Below are 21,828 nucleotides of genomic sequence, written 5' to 3' on the forward strand. Positions count from 1 at the left end.
GATTTAAATGGATAATAAGCTTGTAGAAAGTGTTAAAGATTACTTAGGAATAACAACAGATGACGAAGATGTGACAAGGAATATTTCTATTAAATCTAATGCTGTAAAAAACTATTTAATTAAAGGTGGAGCAAATATGGATACTACAAATTATAGTGAAGAAGTTATAGCATGCATTGCTACGGGCGTAAATGACTTGTTAAATAATAAAGCTGGAGATACTAAACTTTCTCCAGCTTTTAATATGCTTGCAATGCAAATATGTAGGGGGTGAAGGTATGCAGTTTATTAATCCAATTTATCTAGTTGAAAGTAATAATTATACTTCGGATGATAATGGGGATACAAGAAGCATTCCAAAGGAAAGAAAAGTATTAGCTCATATTTCATCAATAAAACAAAGTGAATTCTATCAAGCTCAAGCTAATGGTTTAAAGCCTGAAATTACTTTTATAATTAGAAGTTTTGAATACAAAAATGAGAAGTCTATAAGACAAGGAAAGAAAAATTATAAATTACTTAGATCCTTTGATAGGCCAGATGGGAATGTTGAATTAGTTTGTATTGGGGTTGTTAATAATGCCAGTACCTAAGTCAATTGTTAAAATGAAAAAAGGAAACATTGAGTATATAAGCAATGTTGATAGAGTGCAATATACAATAGAAGAATTAAGCAGAGCAGCATTAAGGGATGTAGGTAAATTTATTTGTAATAAGTTTAGAAGTGGATATTATGGATTATTTAAAAGAAGAAAAGGCAAGGTTGGTAGGTATACTCAATATTGGGTTAGAAAAAAGGAATGTGATTTACAAGTTGGATTAAAGCCTTTTGCTTTCTATGGAGGATTTCAGGAGCTAGGTAGTAGTAAATCTAAAAAGTATGGATTATTACAAAAAGTAGTTAGCGAAAGTATTCCTGAAATAGTAGAGATTGAATCAAAGTATTTAAGTGCTTTAGAAAATGAAGCAACTGCATTATCTATGATAGAAGAAAATGAATACGAAGGTGGTGCAGATGGTGAGTAGAACTATTGAATTAAGAAAAGATATAAAAAAGATATTATCAGAAGTCCATGAAAGGATTTTTTATAGAAAGGCAAATGATGAAGTAATATATCCTTATGTAACTTATTTAATAAAGGATATATATGGAGCAAAAATTCTAGAAATTAATGTATGGAATATTGATCCTGAAGATAGCACAGTGACAATTGAGAATCTTTCGGATAATTTACAGGATATATTAAATGATTTTATATTAGCAAATGAAAATCATACCATAATTTTATATGATAACCAGGATAGAAAGTGGTTAGATGATGAAGATAAGAGACTTCAAAGAATTAATTTTAGTTATGAAATAAGATATTACGGAAAGGAGTAATATTATGGGAAGGGCAAAAAGTGGATTTAATAAGCAAACAAAAGAAAATATACTAACAGGTGCAGGAGCTTTTTTTAAGAATTTTCGTGTAGGTGTTGATACTTATGAAAGTGCTAAAGAAGCAGGGAAATTAATTGGTGCAACACAAGGTGGTGGAGAATTTAAGGCTGTAACAACAATTAGGCAGATTGAGGTTGATGGAGTTTCTGGAAAAGCTAAGGGATTAGAATTAATAGATAGCTGGGAAGTAAGCCAATCTGTAAATTTATTAGAAACAACAGAAGAGACTATTAAACTTGCACTTGGAGCTGCTGATATAGATACAAGTAGTAATGGAGAATATAACATTATTACTGGTAGAAGTGAGATAAAAGATGAAGATTATCTTGATAATTTAACTTATATTGGAACTATAACAGGTTCAAATACTCCAGTAATAATACAAATATTTAATGCTCTTAGTACAGATGGATTAAGTATAAAAACAGAAGATAAAAAAGATGCGGTACTTGCAATAACAGTATATGGCCATTATACAGAAGATGATTTAGATTCGCCACCTTATAGAATATATTATCCTAAAAAGAAAAATGTAGCTACTCCAGTAGCTAATATTAAAGGTGGAACTTATGCAGGAAGTAAATCAATAACTCTTTCAACAGTAACAGAAGGAGCAACTATAAAGTACACTACTAATGGTTTTGAACCAACTTCAAAAGATACTACTTACTCTACTGCAATAGCAATAGATAAAAATACAATATTAAAAGCAAAAGCATTTAAAAGTGGAATCCCTGATAGTATAACACTAACAGAAACTTATATAATTGAAACAAATTAAGAGAGTATTTACTCTCTTAATTTTATATATGGAGGTATTTAAATGAGAAATTTACAAACAAAAGACATATTTTCTATGTCTAGATTAATAATGTCATTAAATTTAAAAGAAGAGTTAAAGAAAATTGCTGATAAAGCTGAAAAAAATACAAATGTAAAAGAATTAGGATATGAAGTAATTTTCACTATATTTGAAAAATGTGTTGATGAAGATTCAGAAAAGAAAATATATAAATTCTTATCAGGACCACTAGAAATTAAACCAGAAGAGGTTGAAGAAATGGACCCATTAGAATTAGTTGAAAAGCTTATGCAAGTAGCAAGTGTAGATAAGTGGAAGCTTTTTTTATCCAAAGCTTCACAGTTGACAAAGTAGAAACTGAGGAGCTTTTATTAAAAAGATATAGCAATATAGAATATATATTAAATCTTTCATTTGAAGAAGGGTGTGAATTAATATCAAAAGCTTATGAAAAAGAAGCTGAAGGAAGGCTTTGGGAACAATGGTTAGTTGATTATAGATTAATGGATAAAGAAACATTTATAAGTTTTGAAGAATATAAGAATAAAAGTAGATCAACAAGTGCTAATGTAGAGAAAGAACTAACCAAAGAACAAATAGAAGATAAGGTAAAAGGTATTATTGAACTAACTTTATAGAAAGGAGGGAGAGCATGGCAATAGAAATATTTAAGCTTATGGGTTCCATTCTAGTAAATAATGATGCCGCTAATGAAAGTATATCAAAAACTGATGAAAAAGCTGAAGGGCTTGGAAGTAAATTTGTAAAAGGTGTTGGAACTGCTGCTAAGTGGGGAGCTGCAATTGCAGGAGCAGCAGTAGCAGGAGGAACAGCGTTATTAGGGATGGCAACTAAGTCAGCAGAGGTAACTGATAGGATTGACAAACTAAGCAATAAAATAGGTATATCTAAACAAGGCTTTCAAGAGTGGGATTATATAATGGGCCAAAATGGAATGGATGTTGAAAAACTTCAAGTTGGAGTAAAAACATTAGTTTCACAAATGGATGCAGCTTCAAGTGGTAGTAAAAATGCTACTGAAGCGTTTAATAAACTTGGACTAACTTGGCAAGATGGAAATGGAAAATTAAAAAATCAAGAAGTTATGATGAATGAAGCAATGTTAGCTTTAGCAGGTATGGAAAATGGAACTGAAAAAGCAAGATTGGCCACTGAACTCTTTGGTAAAGCAGGAGTTGAAATGATGCCAATGCTAAATAATGGAGCTGAAGGAATAGAAGAGCTAAGACAAAGAGCACATGATTTAGGCCTTGTAATTTCTGATGAAGCAGTAACAGCTGGAGTTGTTTTAGGAGATACAATTGATGATGTTAAAGCTTCATTTTCAGCAATAACAACTAAAATAGGTGTAAGTGTAATGCCAATAATTCAGAAGTTTCTTGACTTTATATTAGATAAAATGCCAATAATCCAAGCTGTATTGGGTGGTGTTTTTAAAGGAATAGAAATTTTTGTGTCACTTGCAGTAAAGGGAGTTACTAATCTAGCAGAATCTATAAGTGATAAATTCAGTTGGATAATAGACAAAGTAATTGAAATGAAAGATACATTTAATAAATCAATGGAAGAGTTTGATGATTATGGGCAAGCCTTTAAATCTATGATAGAGGTAATAACAGGACCAATAGGAGATTTACCTATTTTTGATGAAATAGGAAAGGTGATGTCAGCAATTCATGAAATAATAGCAAGAGTTAGGAATGGGGAAGGTATTAGTGAAGCTTTAAGAAGTGCATTTGAGTGGAGAGATTCAGGTATAGGGAATGCGTTAATAGATCTTATGGATTACTGTAAAAACATATTTGAAAGCATAGAATCTGTTATAAGAACAGTAATAGAAAATTTAGGACCTATCTTTGAGGGATTAAAAGATTTATTTAGTATTACAATTAGTGCATTAGCTACCATATGGGAAAACTTTGGGAAACCTATTTGGGAATTTTTTATAGAAGCTATACAGAAAGTAGCTGAGGTATTTAATCATGTATTTCCTATATTAGTAGATATATTTAGTGGGATATGTGATACTTTAAAAAAATTATGGGACAGTGTATTAAAGCCTATCTTTGAAGCGATTGGATTATTTCTTGAGACAGTATTACTACCTAAATGGTCAAGCTCATTCTCTAATATAGGGGATATAGTAAAAGGTGCTTTTAGTTTTATAGGTACATTATGGAATACTGTATTAAAGCCAATACTTGATGGAATAATAGATTTCATTGGAGGAATATTTAGTGGTAACTGGTCACAAATTTGGGATGGGATAGTTGGAATTCTAAAAGGAATATGGGGAGCCGTTAAAATGGTTATTTGGAGTCCTATAGAATGGGTAATTGATAAGATAGGAGGAATAGTTGAAAGCATAGTATCACCATTTAGACAAGCGGCAGATTCAATAGGAAACATATGGAGTAGTATTAAATCTGTATTTAAATTACCACATTTCACACTTGATGGTTCATTAAATCCATTGAAATGGATAGACCAAGGTATGCCTAAAATAGGTGTTGATTGGTATTATAAAGGTGGAATTTTTACAGAACCAACTGTTTTACCAGGTGGGATAGGAGTAGGAGATAAATTTAATGGTAAAGGCTCAAATTCAGAAGCAGTAATTCCACTTGATTCTATGTATGAAAATATAAGAGGTATTGTTAGAGAGGAAAGTAAAGGCAATATAACTCAAAATATTAATATTTATTCTAAAACTGATAGTCCAAGCGAGTTAGCAAGACAATTCAAAAATAGTCAGAAGAGGTTAGCCTTAGAGCTAGCATGAGGTTAAATATGGGACAAATAATAAAATTTATAAATGCAAATGATGAAAGTGTAGAATTTTCAATATCTAGGCCTTTTTTACTTCAAAAGATTGATGGATTAAGTGAACTAGGTGCTAATCATACTACTTATAAAGGCGTAAATCAGGATGGAGAAATATATAAAAGTAGTAACTTAGAAACTAGAGAGTTAATAATTAAATTTTTAATAATTTCTGATGCTAAGAATGAGATATTAAGTTTAAGAGAGAAGGTTAATAGAGTACTCAATCCAAAACTAGGTGAAGGTAAGCTTATATATTCTTATGGAAGTATAGAAAGGGAGATAAAATGTATTCCAGATGGATCAGCATTTATGCCTATAAAAGGTAATCAAAAATATTGTGAAGGTGAAATAACATTATTAGCATATGATCCATATTGGAGAGATTTAATAGATGAAGGTGAAATTATTTCTACTTGGATTGGTGGTTGGAAATTTAAGTTTAAACTTCCTTTCAGATTCAAGCAAAGAGGTGAGCCTAAGAAAAATATTTATAATGATGGTCATGTTGAAACTCCTATAGAGGTAATATTTAAAGGACCAGCATTAAATCCATGTATAATTAACAATAGAACAGGCGAATTTATCAGAGTTACAAGGGAGCTAACAAGTGATGATACATTATATATAACAACTGAATATGGAAATAAGAAAGTAGAAATCGAGCGTAATGGAATTAGAACAAATGCCTTTAATTATATAGACTTAGATTCTACTTTTTTTAATCTTAAAATTGGCGATAATATGATAGAATACACAACAGATAATAATCTAGAGCCACAAAGCGTTGAAATTAGATATAGAAATAGGTATATAGGAGTATAGGAGGTGTTGGAGTGGAATACAGTGGTTTTTTCAATGGGGAGCAAGAGTATGGCCAAGAAGAGTTTAATAGATATTTCGATAATATTTATGAGAGTGGAGTAAGTATTAACTCTGATAATACTATGACTTTAGGTATTTCAGCTACATCCACAGGGGTTAAAGTTGATTCAGGATTCTCTATTATAAAAGGATTTTATCTTTATAACGATAGTATTAAAACATTAAATATAACTAGGGATGTAAATTATGATAGAATAGATAGAATTGTAATAAGGCTAAATTTAAGTACAAGCAAAGTAACAACTGAGTTAAAGCAAGGGGTAGCAGGGAGTAAGCCAATTGCTCCGAATTTACAAAGAGATAATTTAGTTTATGAATTATCTTTAGCACAAGTTCTAGTTCCTAGAATTGGAGATATTATTGTTACTGATGAAAGATATAGACAAGAACTTTGTGGAGCAATAAGACCTAAAAATTTAACTGAGTTTAATCAAATGCTAAAGGGGTTTACAGAGAATTTTGATAGATGGTTTAATTCTCAACAAGCTAAAGGTTGGAGGAATATATATATTCAAGAACAGAAGCCAACAGGGGCGGTGACAGGATCGATATGGATATAAGAATATTTGATAGTGATATTAATTTTCTTGGAGAAGTAGATATTTTTACTTCTCTTTTTTATATCTCTAAATGGGAAACATTTGGAGAGTTTGAATTTCACATCAAGAATTTTAATAGTGAATTAATTCAAAAAGGTAATATTATAATGCTCGATAAAGATGGATATAGAACTGGAGTTATTGAACATATAGAAGATAATCAGGAAGATATTGAGAATATAATTGTAAAAGGATTTGGTTTAGGTTATTGGCTTACTAATAGAATTACAGTTCCACCAATAGGTTATACTTATCACTCTTTTAATACTACAGTAGAAGATATAATGTTGGCGTTAGTTAAATTTAATGCAGTAGATCCATTAGATGTTAATAGAAAAATACCAAATTTAATGATAGAAGTTTCTAAGAATAGAGGGATTAAGTTAGAATTTCAAACTAGATATAAAAACGTTGCTGATGAACTAACTAAACTTTCAAAAACAAGTGGTTTAGGTTGGACTATAACTTTAGATATAAAATTAAAAAAATTTATTTTTAAAGTACTAGAAGGTAAAGATTTAAGTACAGAGCAGAATATTAATCCCCCACAGATTTTTAGCGTAGATTATGATAATATACGTAAACAGAATTATTTAGAAAGTAATATAGGATATAAAAATATGGCTTATGTAGCTGGGCAAGGAGAAGGAGCTAATAGAGAAGTTGAGCTTCTTAATAGTAACTTAAGTGGTTTTAATAGAAGGGAAACTTTTATAGATGCAAGAGATATTAATGAGGGGGGAAGCCTAGCAGATAGAGGTAAGATTAAACTATCTGAAACTCCACAAGTAACTAACTTCGAGTGTGAAGTGGATGTTAATGATTATAAAAAAACTTGGAATTTAGGGGACGTAGTAACTACTGCGAACAAAAAAATGAAGTTAATAATGCATAATAGAGTAACAGAAATTAGGGAAGTCTGGGAAGGAAGTGGGTATAAAGTAGAACCTACCTTTGGTACTTCTATCCCAACTCTCGGAGAAAAAATCAAACAAACTACAGATATCCCTTTGCAAGAAAGTGTACAAGGGCCTCCTGGTGAAGTAGGGGAAAGAGGACCACAGGGGTATAGCGTTCAATATCTTTGGAATGGAAGTAAATTAGGAATTAAGAGAGAAGATGAAACTTCTTATACTTATGTAGATTTAAAAGGTAGCAAGGGGGATATAGGACCTAAAGGAGAGCCAGGAGTAGGACTTAATTTTATATGGAATGGTACTAAGCTCGGAGTAAAAAAGGAAAATGAATCAACTTATCAATATGTGGATTTGAAGGGAACTCAAGGAGATAAGGGAGATCAAGGTATTCAGGGAAAATCAATTGAATTTAATTGGAATGGTACTAAGTTAGGTATTAGAGTTGAAGGACAAACAAGCTATACTTATGTGGAGTTAAAAGGAGAAAAAGGAGAGCAAGGAATACAAGGAGAAAAAGGACTTCAAGGAATACCAGGCCAACAAGGGGCAGATGGAAAAAACTTAGAGTTTATATGGAATGGTACTCAACTAGGAGTTAGACAACAAGGGAAGATTAATTATAATTATGTTAATTTACAAGGTCCTAAGGGAACAGATGGAGTAACTCCTACTATAGGAACAAATGGTAATTGGTATTTTGGAAATGTAGACACAGGAAAGCCATCAAGAGGAATACAAGGTATTCAAGGGACTAAAGGCGAGACGGGAGATACGGGGGCAACTGGACTACAAGGACCTCCAGGAAAAGATGGAACACAAATAATTAAATCTGTTACACAACCAAGTAACGTACCTATAGGTACAGTATGGATATAAGGAGGAGATATAATGGCACAAACAATAAAAAGGGCTTTTAAAACATTTAATGGCATAGATTGGGACACGCATTGCTTTGAAACTGTAGCTGCACAAGTTAAACTTGAAGATGGAACTTCATTGAAAGATTTTTTTGATAAAGGTGGAAAAGTAAACGGAGATATTGAACTGCCACCAACAAAAAAAGTTAAAAGTAAAATGAGTAGTGGTAGAGAAGTGATTCTTGTTTATATGCAAAATAACGGAGCAGTAACATTAGGAGATGCATTAAATCCAACTTTCCTAGTAGGGGCAGAAAGACCTTCCGTGTGGGAGAATAATGCAGCTAATCCGATAGTGTGCTTAAAAGACTTTATAAGTATAAAAGCTACAACCGGTCATAAGCAAACTGCAGATGGTTTTATAGAGCAATGGGGAGTCGTAACTATTACAGGACAAGCAGCTAATGCATGGTGCACAGGATGGAGTATACAATATCCAAAACTTTTTCCTAATACAGTTGTAAGCTTAGATATACAAATTTTAGCTGATGGCAATAATCATGATGCAGATTTAAGGGTTTTACCATATCTAACAGAAAATACAAACACATTCCAATACCATTGCAAAGTAGGCGCTAATGGAACATTAAAATTTAAATGGAGAGCTTTAGGCTATTAAGGAGGGGTAATTTTGAAACGTTATTTATCCATTATAAATAAACAAGAAAATCAGTTTGGATTTAAAGATGAAACAGATTTGATATTGGATACTGATATAGAAATAAGTACAGAGGACTTTGATAATTATTTTTTATTGCAAAGTCAAGGTAAGCAATTTAGATTAAAAGAGACACCAGCTGGAAATGAATTATTTAATTATATAGAAGAATATACTCCAGAAATTAAAGAAGTACCAAAAGAGCCAGGAATAGAAGATTATCTTTTAGATGTAGAATACAGATTAAGTAAAATAGAGTTGGGGGTGTAATCAATGACTTATAAATTATGTGTAACAGTAATTAATAAAGGTACTTATGGAACTAAAGAAGAAATGTGTTCAAAGTTAGATGTATTTTTACTTAATAATAGAATTAATCAAGAAGAGTATAATGGATTAGTTAGTTTACTAGAAGGAAAATAAATATATTAAAAAACTAGGTGGATTAAGGATATAAAGTATGTGTTAATGAAATCCACCTAGTAAAATAGTTAACTACCATAAAAAATAATAAATTAAATAAACATTCAAGTCAATTAGAATTTACAGTGTAGGTTCTTTTTTTATTGGAAAGAAAGGTTAAGTATGGAAACAATAAGTATTGCTCTTATATGTTCTATTATTGGATGTGTAGGAACATTAATAACAATTAGTAGAAATAAATCTAAGGATACTAAAGAAGAAACAGAAGGAATAACTAAAATAGGAGAAGAAATGAAATATGTTTCTAAAGGTGTAGATGATATTAAATATGATGTTAGAGGAATAAATAAGTCAGTATCAGATATGAATGAAAGACTTATAAGAGTAGAGGAAAGCTGTAAATCAGCACATAAAAGAATTGATAATATAGAAAAAGGAGATGTATAAAATGGAATTTGTAAAATTTATAATTGAAAATGCTTTAATATTGGTACCTGCATTATATGTTATAGGACTAATTATAAAAGGAACTGAAAAAATAGGAGATAAGTATATTCCAGTTATATTATTAGTATTTGGTGTTTTAGGAGCAATAGCTTTATTAGGATTTAATATAAATGCAATAATTCAAGGGATTTTAGTTACTGGTGCAGCAGTTTATACTAATCAATTATTTAAGCAAGTTAATAAGCAAGAATAAGGAACAGGATTAATCCTGTTCTTTTTATTTAAAAGGAGGAATTTATTATGAAAATAGCAGTAAGGGGCGGACATAACTTTCTAGCAAAAGGAGCTTCAGCTTTAATTGATGAAACTACAGAAGATAGAAAAGTAAAAGATAGTGTTATTAAATACTTAAACCAATTAGGTCATACTGTTTTAGATGTTACACCAGGTAATATGGATAGTGATAATGATTTAGTATATGGAGTTTCAAGGGCTAATGACTGGGGAGCAGATTTATTTATTTCGATACACTTTAATAAAGCGTACAGCTACTATGAAGGGAAGATAGGAACAGAAGCTTGGGTTTATAGTAAATCAGATAATATTAAGCTAGATGAAGAAGTAGCTTCAAGAATAGTAAATGCTATAGGTGATTTAGGATTTGTAAATAGAGGAGTAAAGGAAAGAACCGACTTATATGAATTAAAAGCAACTAAGATGGCTTCTATAATTGTTGAAGTATGCTTTGTAGAAGCAAATGAAGATGTAGAACTTTACAGAAGACGTGGAAGTGATTTAATAGGAAAAGTAATTGCAGAAGCAATAAGCAATAAAAAAATTAATAATGTAGTAGAGGAGAGAAAATGCGATATGAAAAATTTAGTATGTTATTGCAATCAAGTTGATAAGAGAGCAGCTGAGTATCTAGCAGACTATTTACAATGTCCTTGTATAGATGCGACGCTACCTTTCAATTATTCAAATGTAGCAGAAAATATAATTGCAATAGGTGGAGATAATCCTAGAAAGGGAGAAAATGGACAAGTTGGATTTAGTGGATATACTACTAAATATTTAAAAGGTAATGACAGATATGAAACAGTAAAAGAAGTTTTAAAGTTTATAAATAGGTTATAAAAGTAAGGTAGCACTTGGGAGTAATATCCTAGGTGCTATTTTTTATATAAAACTCTAATTAATTGATAATATGTAAAATAAAATATAATAATACATTAATTGACATATTAAACATAAAATGATATTATGTAAACGAAATATATTAAGGGGAGATGAACTTATGTTAAAAAAAGGACTGAAAAAAATCAATAAGGTAGTAGCTACAATGTTAAGTCTTGTTTTATTACTTGGAATTACTTCTCCAATTAAAGCAAAAGCAGATACAATAACTAATCAGCAGAAGCTAGTTAATGAAGCCTTATATTGGAAAGGAAAAATACCTTATTGGAGCCCAAGTTCATACAATTGGCAAACTGGAATTTTAGATAAAAATAATTGGCCAAAAAGTATGGATTGCTCTGACTTTACATCAGCAGTATATGCAACAGCACTAGGTATTAGATTTCAAGATTGGACAGGCTCTCAAATGAGTGTAGGTAGTGGCATAGCAATAGAAGGTCCAAAGAGTGGGAATTATAGTAATTTAGTGCCAGGAGATTTAATTATATTTTCATGGCCAGGCGAATATAATCCTACAGGAGATCATGTAGGAATGTATATAGGAAATGGAGAGATTGTACATGAGTCAGGTACTAACGAAAGAGGAGGAAATGTTAGAGTAGACTCTCTTAATACTAACTGGGGAGCTGGATATGGAGTTATAAGAAATAGTATTATATCTATTCGAAGAGTTATAGGAGTTGTAAATAAACCAAAAGCTAGTTTATCAGAGCTTAAAGTATATGATGAACTATTAGAAGGAAGAAAAATAACACTTCATGCTATATCTAATACAGGAGATACTGAGTTTAGATTTCGTGTAAGAGATCCTAAGGGAGAATGGATGACAATTAGAGATTATGAAGATGGAAGTATATACCAATATGTATTACAAGAGAGTGGACAATATAGATTTGAAGTACAAGCAAGATTAAAGGGATCAACTGAAAGCTATGAAGACTATAAAGTTGTAGATGCCTTTGTAAAACCAAGCCAAAAAGCTAACTTATCAGAACTTAAAGTGTATGATGATTTAGTAGAAGGAAATGAAGTAAGACTTCATGCTATATCTAATACAGGAGATACTGAATTTAAATTTGCTGCAAGAACTCCAAACGGTGAATGGATAACTATCAAGGACTATGGAGATGAAAGTATATATAAGTATACATTACAAGAAAGTGGAGAATACAGATTTGTAGTACATGCAAGAATGAAGGGATCTTATAAAGACTATGAAGATTATAAATTTGTAGACGTGAATGTAAAGCCTAAGGCTAGACTATCAGAGTTAAACGTATATGATGAATTAGTAAAAGGAAAGACAATAAGGCTTCATGCAATATCCTATACAGGAGATACAGAATTCAAATTTGCTATGAGAACTCCAAAAGGTGAGTGGGTTACTATTAGAGATTATGCTGATGGAAGTATATTCGAATATACACTGCAAGAAAGTGGAGAATACAGATTTGTAGTACATGCAAGAACAAAGGGATCTACTGAAAATTACCAAGACTATAAATTTATGGATGTAGTTGTAAAGCAGTAGAAAATTATATACTACACTATATAATATAAAGCATAAATAAAAAAAAGGTAGCACTTGGGAGTAATATCCTAGGTGCTATTTTTATTTCCATAAATACATATTTATAAATAAAATGTAAGAAAAATTATATTAATACATTAATTGACAAAATATTTATAAGATGATATTATGTAAACGAAATACAACACGAGGGGATGAGGAATATGAAAAAAAGAAGTATTGCTTTGATTATTGGAATACTGATGATTAATAATACTATTTTACCTGTAGTAAAAGTAAATGCTGAAGCTCTTGGAAGTATTAATAGTCTACAAGCTATTCATTCAATAGTACAAAATGGATGGGTGAGTATGGATGGTAATTGGTATTTCTATAAAGACAATATATTACTTAAAGGCTGGCAAGAAGTTGATGGAAAAACTTATTTTCTAGATTTAAATGATGGACATATGTTAACGGGATGGCAGCAAATTGATAATATATGGTATTTATTAGATCCAGGTGGATATGTTAAAAAAGGTTGGCAACAAGTTGATGGGAAAACTTATTTTCTAGATTTAAATGATGGACATATGTTAACAGGATGGCAGCAAATTGATAATATATGGTATTTATTAGATCCAGGTGGATATGTTAAAAAAGGTTGGCAAGAAGTTGATGGGAAAACTTATTTTCTAGATTTAAATGATGGACATATGTTAACGGGATGGCAGCAAATTGATAATATATGGTATTTATTAGATCCAGGTGGATACGTTAAAAAAGGCTGGCAAGAAGTTGATGGGAAAACTTATTTTCTAGATTTGAATGATGGACATATATTAACAGGATGGCAGCAAATTGATGGTATATGGTATTTATTAGATCCAGGTGGATACGTTAAAAAAGGCTGGCAAGAAGTTGATGGGAAAACTTATTTTCTAGATTTAAATGATGGACATATGTTAACAGGATGGCAGCAAATTAATGGTATATGGTATTTATTAGATCCAGGTGGATATGTTAAAAAAGGCTGGCAACAAGTTGATGGAAAAACTTATTTTCTAGATTTAAATGATGGACATATGTTAACAGGATGGCAGCAAATTAATGGTACATGGTATTTATTAGATCCAGGTGGATACGTTAAAAAAGGCTGGCAAGAAGTTGATGGGAAAACTTATTTTCTAGATTTAAATGATGGACATATGTTAACAGGATTACAGCAAATTAATGGTATATGGTATTTATTAGATCCAGGTGGATATGTTAAAAAAGGCTGGCAACAAGTTGATGGAAAAACTTATTTTCTAGATTTAAATGATGGGCATATGTTAACAGGATGGCAAAAAATAGGTGGTAAAGAATATTATTTCTGGCCTAGCTCTGGATCAATGGCTACTGATACTACAGTTGATGGGAAATATCTAGGAAAAGATGGAGCATATGTAGCACAAACAAAGGCTGATAAAGTAATTGCTGAAGCTAGAGCTCATAAGACTCTTGTAACATACGTGTATGGTGCAGATGATGCAGCAAGGCATATATTTGATTGTTCGTCATTTACAAAACATATTTTTGCACATCAAGGAATATCGTTAGGAAGATCTACTTGGAATCAAATGGAGCAGGGAGTCGAAGTTTCACAAGCTAATCTTAGAGCAGGAGACTTAGTATTTACATTAGGCGGAAATCACGTTGGTATATACACGTCGAATGGTAAGATGATTCATAATTCTAGGGAAGGTGTTAATGTAATCGAAAGTAATATAACTGATTTTTATACTGCAAGAAGAGTATTATAATTTACTGATTATAAAATTAACTATAATAAAAAGTACTTAGAGTAAAATCTAGGTACTTTTTTTTATTTATAAAATTTAAATTTATCAATAAGCTCTTTTTCACTTCATTTTATGCCTAGTAGGCTATTTCTAATTGCTATAATATAATAAAATAATTTATAACTTAATAGAACTATTAAAGCGACAGATAGAATTAATAATACATGCAGAAAAATACCATATACCATATAATCACCTCATTTAATTTATATCTAGTATGAAGATTTTTAAACAAGCTATAGTAAATAAGTTAAACAATATGCAAAGTTTATTATAATTTAAAAAATTACTTCCTTTATATATAGTAAAAAATATACCTTTAAAAATAGAGACTATTTATACAGTTTTATAAAGACATATAAATAAAAATAAGTAACTAACACATAACTAACAAATATAATTTAAGTGCAGTATATAAGCCATTGTCAATTCTCAAAGAGATAATATATGGAACTTCACAAATCCCACAAACCGCATGGTTGTGGGATTTATTTTTTTATAAAAAGTTATAGAAATCTATGCTTTTTAACGATAGCTAACAGATGACTATAATTTCTTAAATTATAAAGTATAGTAATTTATAATAAACATCTTTTTTAATTATATTAATTTAATAAGTTTAGTAGTTATATTAAATTTAAGTTAAAAATATGTTTAATTACTTAACAAATGTTAAAAAATAATGTAAACTAAACTTGTAAAAATAATGTTGAAAAGGAGAATAACTTTGGAATCATTAATGGTTATTATAAAGTTAGTTGGTGGATTAGGGCTGTTCATTTATGGAATGAAGTTAATGGGAGATGGCCTAGAAAATGCAGCTGGAGATGGATTAAAGTCAATACTTGAAAAAGTAACTAGAAATCCAATAGTTGCTGTATTAGTAGGTGCAATAGTTACAGCCGTAATACAAAGCAGTAGTGCTACAACTGTAATGGTGGTAGGATTTGTAAATGCTGGATTAATGAACTTAGCGCAAGCAGCAGGAATTATAATGGGAGCTAACATTGGTACAACAATTACTGCACAATTAGTTGCCTTTAAGTTAGATGAAATTGCTCCGCTATTTGTTTTTGTAGGGGCATTTATGGTTATGTTTGCAAAGGGCAAAAAGAGAAAAGATATAGGAAACATAATATTAGGATTTGGTATCTTATTTGTTGGTATGGGACAAATGAGTGATTCAATGAAACCTCTAACAGCTTCACCTATATTCCAAGAAATATTAGCAACAGTAGGTGATAAGTGGTATTTAGGGATAATTGCAGGAGCAGTTATAACTGCCGTACTTCAAAGCTCATCAGCAACTACAGGAATTTTAGTAGCTTTAGCAACTGCTGGGGCAATAAATATACATAATGCGCTTCCAATAGTATTTGGATGTAATATTGGTACATGTATTACAGCTATGATAGCATCTGTTGGAACAAATAAAACAGCACATAAAGCTGCAATAATGCATTTAATATTTAATTTAGGTGGAACATTAATATTTATACCAGTACTATTAAGTGGAATTTTAGGTAATTTTGTATCTACATTAAGCCCAGGAGATGTTAGTAGACAAATTGCTAATGCTCACACAGTATTCAATATAGTAAATACTGCTATAATGCTACCTCTTACTGGAGTATTAATTAAAATAGTAAATAGAATAATACCAGGAGATGATGAGGAAGACAAACCAGGACCAAAGTACATAGATGATAGATTATTAGAAACTCCAGTTATTGCTGCTGGACAAGTTGCAAAAGAAACACTAAGAATGGCTAATAAAGCTAAAAAAGGATTAGCTTTAGCTATAGAAGCTTTTGAAAGTAATGATGAAAAGTTAATTAAAAAAGTATATGATAATGAAGTTGTTGTAAATACTTTAAATGAAGCAATTACAACTTACCTAGTTAAGCTTTCAAAATGTGATTTATCTGATAAAGAATTAAGTATTGTAGCAGCAACTTTCCATGTTATAAATGATATAGAAAGAATAGGAGATCATGCTAAAAATATAGCTGCTTTAACAGAACAAAAAATTTCTAAGAAGTTTGAATATAGTAATCAAGCAATAGAACAATTACATAATATGTATAATAAGGCTACTGAATGTTTAGATGTAGCAATAGACAGTTATGCTAAAAAGGATGTAGAAAAAGCTAAAAGTATAGAGCCTATAGAAGCAGAAGTAGATAGATTACAAAAGAAATATAGAGAGCTTCATATAAAAAGACTTTACGATGGTACATGCAATGCATATGCAGGAGCTATATTCTTAGATTTATTAAGTAACTTAGAAAGAATAGGTGATCATTCAACTAATATAGCAGAAAGTGTTATAGAAAATAGTTAAAAAATATAAAAAATCTCTAGTAAAGGATATAAGTTCCTAAACTAGAGATTTTTTTATTAGTAAGAAAAATAAATAAATTGGACATAATATTTTTATAACCAATTTTATAAATATTATGGAGGCATACTAATGAAGAAATTTAACTTAATATTTTTATCTATCATTATGTCACTTTTATGTTTTACATCTGTTAGAGTTTTGGCAGAAGAAACAGATCAAAAAATTATTTTAATAGATCCAGGGCATGGTGGATTTGATGGTGGAGCTAAATCAAAAACAGGTATTATAGAGAAGGATATAAATTTACAAATAAGCTTAAAACTTAAAGGTGCCTTAGAGGGTAAAGGATATAAGGTTTATTTAACTAGAGATAGTGATACAGGTTTAGAAGAAAAAGGTTCAACTATAAAAGAAAAGAAAAGAGAAGACTTGAAAAAGAGAAGAGATCTTAAACCGGAAACAAAATGTGATGTTTTTATTTCAATTCATCAAAATATGTTCCCACAATCAAAGTGTTTTGGTGCACAGGTATGGCATTCATCAAATGATGTAAGTAAAAAGTTAGCAGACAATATACAAGAATCATTAAAGGAAACTGTTAAAGATAATAATAAAAGAGTATCAAAGCCAGCAGGAGATTCTTATTTAATTCTAAGAGATAATTATGAAGGAGCTTCAGTATTAGTTGAATGTGGATTTTTATCTAATCCTGAAGAAGAACAAAAGTTACAAACAGAAGAACATCAAAATTTAATAGTTAAAGGAATATCCCTTGGAATAGAAAAATATTTTGAAGAAATTAATAAGCAAAATAATTAATAGATAAATTTCCGGGGAAATATATCAAAACTTATTGTCGAAGATATTTTAATTCTATAATAAATTAAAGAAACAAGATATATTTTATAAAAAATAATATATCTTGTTTCTTTTTGCATAATAATATATTTATTAAAATAAATTAGTTTATATTCTTTGGAACCCCTTTCCATTAACTTCAGAAACATCTATTATTGTAATAAATGCCTTAGGATCTATTCTTAATATTTTATTTTTTAAATGCACCATTTGAGAAGAAGTTACAGCTATATAAAGCATTTTCTTTAACTCATGAGTATATTCACCTTCAGCAATAAGTGAGGTAACTCCTCTATTCATATCTTTAATAACATATTCAATTATATCTTGTTCTTTTTCTGTTAAAATTAATAGTAGTTTTTTACTGTTAAATCCATTAATAACCTTATCTACTATAGTTCCTTGAACAAACATAGAAATTAATGTATATAATGCTTTAGGAAGGCCAAATATTAAAGCGCCTATAAAAACTATTATACAGTTAATTCCAAAACTTAGCTTACCTATTTCAAAATTTGAATACTTCTTTCTAAGTATCATTGCAATTATATCAGTACCACCAGTTGAGCCATTTCGTGAAAATACTAATCCATATCCAAGTCCGCATAATACTCCTCCATAGATACAGTAAAGTAATATATCATCTACTTTAACTAAGTGAGAAAATCTTTTAGTTAAGATAAGAGAAAGGGATAAAGATACCATACCAACTGCTGAATATAGAGTAAATCTTTTATTTAACATCCTATAACTTACAAAAAATAATGGTATATTTATTACAAAAACAGTTATACCTGAAGGAACCTCAAATAAGTATTGTAATATAAGCGCGACTCCAGTAGCACCACCACTAAGAAGTTTGGCGTTAACTAAGAATAAATTAACACCAAGAGATGCAATTAAGCACCCAATAAAAATTATAAAAAAATCTAGAATCATATGCTTGTTGATTGTGAACTTGTGTAACATATCAAACTCCTTAAATTTATCTGTTAAAAATATACGTTAAAAATTATATCACTAAAATTATATATCAAATAGGTAGATATGTTAATAATAACTTATAAGATATTTAATTATTTTAATAAAAATGTAATTTTTATAATTAGTAAAAGTTCATAATATAAGATATTATAGTTATAAGGTATTATAAATTAAGAGGTGAAGTTATGTTTAACGTTTTAGTTGTTGATGATGAAAAAGAAATCAGAGATGCCATTGATATATATTTAAGAGGAGAAGGCATGAAGGTTTTCAAAGCTAAGGATGGAGTTGAAGCCTTAGAAGTTCTAGATAAAGAAAAGATACATTTGATTGTATTAGATATAATGATGCCTAGAATGGATGGAATAAAAACCTGTCTAAAAATTAGAGAAAAAAGAAATTTACCTATAGTAATGTTATCAGCCAAAGGAGAAGATAGTGATAAAATATTAGGATTAAATGTTGGTGCTGATGATTATATAGCTAAGCCATTCAATCATTTAGAGCTTGTAGCAAGGGTAAAATCTCAACTTAGAAGATATCAAAAGCCATTAGAGCTAGAAGGGGAAAGTCCAGATATAATAGAGGTAAAAGATTTAGTAATAAATAATAAAGAAAAGACGATATTTTTAAGAGGAGAAGAGATAAAAGCTACAGCTACAGAATTTAAAATACTTCAATTACTAGCTTCAAGCTTAGGTAGAGTTTTTTCTATAAAGGAGATTTATGAAAAGGTCTGGGAAGAACCATTTTATAGAAGCGAAAATACTGTAACTGTTCATATTAGAAGAATAAGAGAAAAAATAGAAATTAATACAAAGGACCCTGAATATATAAAGGTAGTGTGGGGAGTTGGATATAAAATTGAAAGAGAAGATTAAAGACTATATAACCGGAGTATGGGGAATAGAAATTTTAACAGTATGTGTCTTATTAGTAACCTTAACTATAGGGTATTATCAATCTTTTAATAATGTATTTGCTGAATTAGGTGCAGGTACCTTTGATGCACTATTAAATAAAGAAAAGTATATAGATTCAATGATATATTATGAAAGTAGAGATATATCTAAATATATATATAAGAGTACAAATAATTTAAATGATATTAGTTCTATAGAATATGAAAACGAGCATTTATCAGAAAATGCTTATTCTTATGGTAACTTATTCTATGTTTTAATAAATAAAGAAACAGGCGATTTTACAACAAGCGATATAAATTTATATAAGTTTACACAAAAGTATGATAATAATGTGGCATTGTTAGAAGATAAAATAAATGCATATCTTAAAGAACTTGGATTTTCATCAGTTAGAATAGATAATAAAGATAAATATAATTACTATGTTAAAAGTACTACTGATAAAGTAAATAGTCAAAATATTGATAATTATATAGAAATATATTATAGGGATCCTAGTATGTATACATATCTTATAAAAACAGAATCACTAACAGCGAAGATTATGATATTGTCAACTATATTAACATTACTTCTTTTATTAAAGATAATAGTTAACTCAATATTTAATAGTGATAAGATTTATTTAGAAATTAAAATATTAAAAAGACTTTTCTATGTATTAAGATATGGATTTAAGTACAAAAATACAAGAAACAAAATAATATTTTCCTTTAGTGGAGCAATAGCAGTAATACTTGTTTATTTATATTTAGTTGCAGGAATAAGAAATCAAAATGTATTAGTAACATTTTTAACTAGATATCCATTTAAAGGAACATTAATTTTAGTGTTAATACCATTAGTTTGTGTACTATATTCATTAAAGAAGAGTTTGGATATATCGGTAATCAATGATGGTTTAAAGAAAATTAATTCAGGAGATTTAGAATACAGTTTAAAAAATATTGGTGAAAGAGAAGTTAAAGAATTAGTAGATAATATAAACCAAATAAAAGATGGATATAGAATAGCTTTAAACGAAAAAGTAAGAAATGAAAAGTTAAAAACAGAGCTTATATCTAATGTTTCTCATGATTTAAAAACACCACTTACATCAATAATAAATTATGTAAATATATTAAATGATCCTAATATAACAGAAGAGGAAAGAAAAGACTATTTAACTATATTAGACAGGAACTCAAAAAGATTAAAAACTCTTATAGAGGATTTATTTGAAGTGTCTAAATTAAATAGCGGCAAGATGAAAATAGAAAAAACAGAAATAGATATAGTTTCATTAGTACATCAAGGGGTTGGAGAGTATTCAAATTTATATGAAGAAAAGAACTTAGAGTTTAAAGTAAGCTCAAATGAAGACGAAATATTTGTTGAGTTAGATGGCAAATTAATGTCAAGAGTTTTTGAAAATATAATAGTAAATTCTTTAAAATATTCTTTAAATAATACTAGAGTTTACATAGATATAAATTCTAGAGAAAATTCAGTTGAAGTATCCTTTAAAAACATATCAAATTATGAAATGGATTTTAATACTGAAGATATATTTGAAAGATTTACAAGAGCTGATAAATCTAGAAATTCATCAATAGAAGGTAGTGGAATGGGATTAGCTATTACTAAAAGTATAGTTGAACTTCATAGTGGAAGGATAAACATTGAAGTAGAGGGTGACATGTTTAAAATATATTTAATCATACCTAAGAAATAATATGTTATAATAGTATTAAGTAAATAATAATAATTAAATATAGGAGTGGTAAAATGTCAGTTTTATTTATTGAATATCCAAAATGTACTACATGTAAAAAGGCAAAAAAGTTTTTAACTGAAAACAATATAGAATTTATAGATAGGCATATAGCAGAAGAAAATCCAACAAAAGATGAATTAAAAAATTGGATATCTAAAAGTGGTTTAGGAATTAATAAATTCTTTAATACATCAGGTGTATTATATAGAGAAATGCAATTAAAGGATAAGGTTAAGGTACTGCCAGAAGATGAACTTCTAGATATTTTAGCATCTAATGGAATGTTAGTTAAAAGACCAATAATAGTGAAAGATGATACTGTATTAGTAGGATTTAAAGAAGCAGAATGGATAGAAAAGTTGAAGTAATAAATAGTATTTGATTATTAATTGTAGATAATAAAAATTATTGATAAAAACTATTATTAGAGGTGAAATAAGGAGATATTAAATGAATATCTCCATTTTTCTTTG

General features: G+C 29.3%; 25 protein-coding genes. 24 read left to right on the plus strand and 1 reads right to left on the minus strand.

Going from position 1 to position 21,828, the window contains the following annotated elements; genetic code table 11:
* Positions 1-7: 7 nt before the first annotated feature.
* The 21 genes from ACZJV1_RS01630 (at position 8) to cwlD (ending at position 17,650) form a co-directional block, all read left to right on the plus strand.
* On the plus strand, positions 8-274 hold the full coding sequence (locus tag ACZJV1_RS01630; protein WP_463651197.1) for a hypothetical protein: 267 nt from the start codon (positions 8-10) through the stop codon (positions 272-274).
* Between the two features lie 4 nt (positions 275-278).
* Positions 279-593 (plus strand): phage head closure protein, encoded by a 315-nt coding sequence (locus ACZJV1_RS01635; RefSeq protein ID WP_463651198.1) that lies wholly within the window; start codon positions 279-281, stop codon positions 591-593.
* The gene (locus tag ACZJV1_RS01640) at positions 580-1,026 is read left to right on the plus strand and encodes a hypothetical protein (protein ID WP_463651199.1); all 447 of its coding nucleotides are present in this window, start codon (positions 580-582) and stop codon (positions 1,024-1,026) included. Before ACZJV1_RS01635 ends, ACZJV1_RS01640 begins: the two co-directional genes overlap by 14 nt.
* Entirely contained in the window at positions 1,016-1,384 is a 369-nt protein-coding gene (locus ACZJV1_RS01645) for a hypothetical protein (RefSeq protein ID WP_463651200.1), read from the plus strand. The genes ACZJV1_RS01640 and ACZJV1_RS01645 overlap by 11 nt, the downstream gene beginning before the upstream one ends.
* Positions 1,385-1,388: 4 nt before the next feature.
* Complete coding sequence (locus ACZJV1_RS01650) at positions 1,389-2,225, plus strand: chitobiase/beta-hexosaminidase C-terminal domain-containing protein (protein WP_463651201.1); 837 nt, start codon at positions 1,389-1,391, stop codon at positions 2,223-2,225.
* A 42-nt stretch (positions 2,226-2,267) separates the two neighbouring features.
* Positions 2,268-2,600, plus strand: a complete 333-nt coding sequence (locus ACZJV1_RS01655; RefSeq protein WP_463651202.1) for a hypothetical protein — start codon at positions 2,268-2,270, stop codon at positions 2,598-2,600.
* A complete protein-coding gene (locus ACZJV1_RS01660) occupies positions 2,558-2,884 on the plus strand; it encodes a hypothetical protein (RefSeq protein ID WP_463651203.1) in 327 nt (108 codons plus the stop codon). Before ACZJV1_RS01655 ends, ACZJV1_RS01660 begins: the two co-directional genes overlap by 43 nt.
* Positions 2,885-2,898: 14 nt before the next feature.
* On the plus strand, positions 2,899-5,049 hold the full coding sequence (locus tag ACZJV1_RS01665; protein WP_463651204.1) for a phage tail protein: 2,151 nt from the start codon (positions 2,899-2,901) through the stop codon (positions 5,047-5,049).
* Between the two features lie 8 nt (positions 5,050-5,057).
* The gene (locus tag ACZJV1_RS01670) at positions 5,058-5,915 is read left to right on the plus strand and encodes a phage tail family protein (protein WP_463651205.1); all 858 of its coding nucleotides are present in this window, start codon (positions 5,058-5,060) and stop codon (positions 5,913-5,915) included.
* Positions 5,916-5,926: 11 nt separating this feature from the next.
* Complete coding sequence (locus tag ACZJV1_RS01675; protein ID WP_463651206.1) at positions 5,927-6,535, plus strand: hypothetical protein; 609 nt, start codon at positions 5,927-5,929, stop codon at positions 6,533-6,535.
* On the plus strand, positions 6,526-8,367 hold the full coding sequence (locus ACZJV1_RS01680) for a Gp37-like protein (RefSeq protein ID WP_463651207.1): 1,842 nt from the start codon (positions 6,526-6,528) through the stop codon (positions 8,365-8,367). Before ACZJV1_RS01675 ends, ACZJV1_RS01680 begins: the two co-directional genes overlap by 10 nt.
* 12 nt (positions 8,368-8,379) lie before the next feature.
* Complete coding sequence (locus ACZJV1_RS01685; RefSeq protein ID WP_463651208.1) at positions 8,380-9,027, plus strand: gp53-like domain-containing protein; 648 nt, start codon at positions 8,380-8,382, stop codon at positions 9,025-9,027.
* A gap of 12 nt (positions 9,028-9,039) precedes the next feature.
* Positions 9,040-9,336 (plus strand): hypothetical protein, encoded by a 297-nt coding sequence (locus ACZJV1_RS01690; RefSeq protein WP_463651209.1) that lies wholly within the window; start codon positions 9,040-9,042, stop codon positions 9,334-9,336.
* 3 nt (positions 9,337-9,339) lie between these two features.
* Entirely contained in the window at positions 9,340-9,489 is a 150-nt protein-coding gene (locus ACZJV1_RS01695) for a hypothetical protein (RefSeq protein ID WP_463651210.1), read from the plus strand.
* Positions 9,490-9,651: 162 nt separating this feature from the next.
* Entirely contained in the window at positions 9,652-9,936 is a 285-nt protein-coding gene (locus ACZJV1_RS01700) for a hypothetical protein (protein ID WP_463651211.1), read from the plus strand.
* 1 nt (position 9,937) lies between these two features.
* On the plus strand, positions 9,938-10,189 hold the full coding sequence (locus ACZJV1_RS01705) for a phage holin family protein (protein WP_463651212.1): 252 nt from the start codon (positions 9,938-9,940) through the stop codon (positions 10,187-10,189).
* Between the two features lie 47 nt (positions 10,190-10,236).
* Positions 10,237-11,073, plus strand: coding sequence for an N-acetylmuramoyl-L-alanine amidase (locus ACZJV1_RS01710; RefSeq protein ID WP_463651213.1), 837 nt, complete (start codon positions 10,237-10,239; stop codon positions 11,071-11,073).
* Between the two features lie 160 nt (positions 11,074-11,233).
* On the plus strand, positions 11,234-12,664 hold the full coding sequence (locus ACZJV1_RS01715; RefSeq protein WP_463651214.1) for a triple tyrosine motif-containing protein: 1,431 nt from the start codon (positions 11,234-11,236) through the stop codon (positions 12,662-12,664).
* Between the two features lie 203 nt (positions 12,665-12,867).
* Positions 12,868-14,448 (plus strand): C40 family peptidase, encoded by a 1,581-nt coding sequence (locus tag ACZJV1_RS01720; protein WP_463651215.1) that lies wholly within the window; start codon positions 12,868-12,870, stop codon positions 14,446-14,448.
* Positions 14,449-15,214: 766 nt separating this feature from the next.
* Entirely contained in the window at positions 15,215-16,831 is a 1,617-nt protein-coding gene (locus ACZJV1_RS01725; RefSeq protein ID WP_460288980.1) for a Na/Pi cotransporter family protein, read from the plus strand.
* 129 nt (positions 16,832-16,960) lie between these two features.
* Positions 16,961-17,650, plus strand: coding sequence for an N-acetylmuramoyl-L-alanine amidase CwlD (gene cwlD, locus ACZJV1_RS01730; RefSeq protein WP_463651216.1), 690 nt, complete (start codon positions 16,961-16,963; stop codon positions 17,648-17,650).
* A 147-nt stretch (positions 17,651-17,797) separates the two neighbouring features.
* Here cwlD and ACZJV1_RS01735 read toward each other — a convergent pair whose 3' ends face one another.
* Complete coding sequence (locus tag ACZJV1_RS01735; protein WP_463651217.1) at positions 17,798-18,658, minus strand: YitT family protein; 861 nt, start codon at positions 18,656-18,658, stop codon at positions 17,798-17,800.
* Between the two features lie 200 nt (positions 18,659-18,858).
* Here ACZJV1_RS01735 and ACZJV1_RS01740 point away from each other — a divergent pair, with 200 nt between their 5' ends.
* From ACZJV1_RS01740 to ACZJV1_RS01750, 3 genes are read left to right on the plus strand one after another with little or no spacing between them, the layout of a single operon-like run.
* Positions 18,859-19,554 carry a response regulator transcription factor gene (locus ACZJV1_RS01740; protein WP_411169553.1) on the plus strand — a complete coding sequence of 232 codons (696 nt, stop codon included), beginning with the start codon at positions 18,859-18,861 and terminating at the stop codon, positions 19,552-19,554.
* Positions 19,538-21,313 (plus strand): sensor histidine kinase, encoded by a 1,776-nt coding sequence (locus ACZJV1_RS01745; RefSeq protein ID WP_463651218.1) that lies wholly within the window; start codon positions 19,538-19,540, stop codon positions 21,311-21,313. Before ACZJV1_RS01740 ends, ACZJV1_RS01745 begins: the two co-directional genes overlap by 17 nt.
* Positions 21,314-21,366: 53 nt before the next feature.
* Positions 21,367-21,723, plus strand: coding sequence for a Spx/MgsR family RNA polymerase-binding regulatory protein (locus ACZJV1_RS01750; RefSeq protein ID WP_411169555.1), 357 nt, complete (start codon positions 21,367-21,369; stop codon positions 21,721-21,723).
* The last annotated feature ends 105 nt before the right edge of the window (positions 21,724-21,828 follow it).

The sequence above is a fragment of the Clostridium sp. LS3 genome (assembly GCF_055330225.1).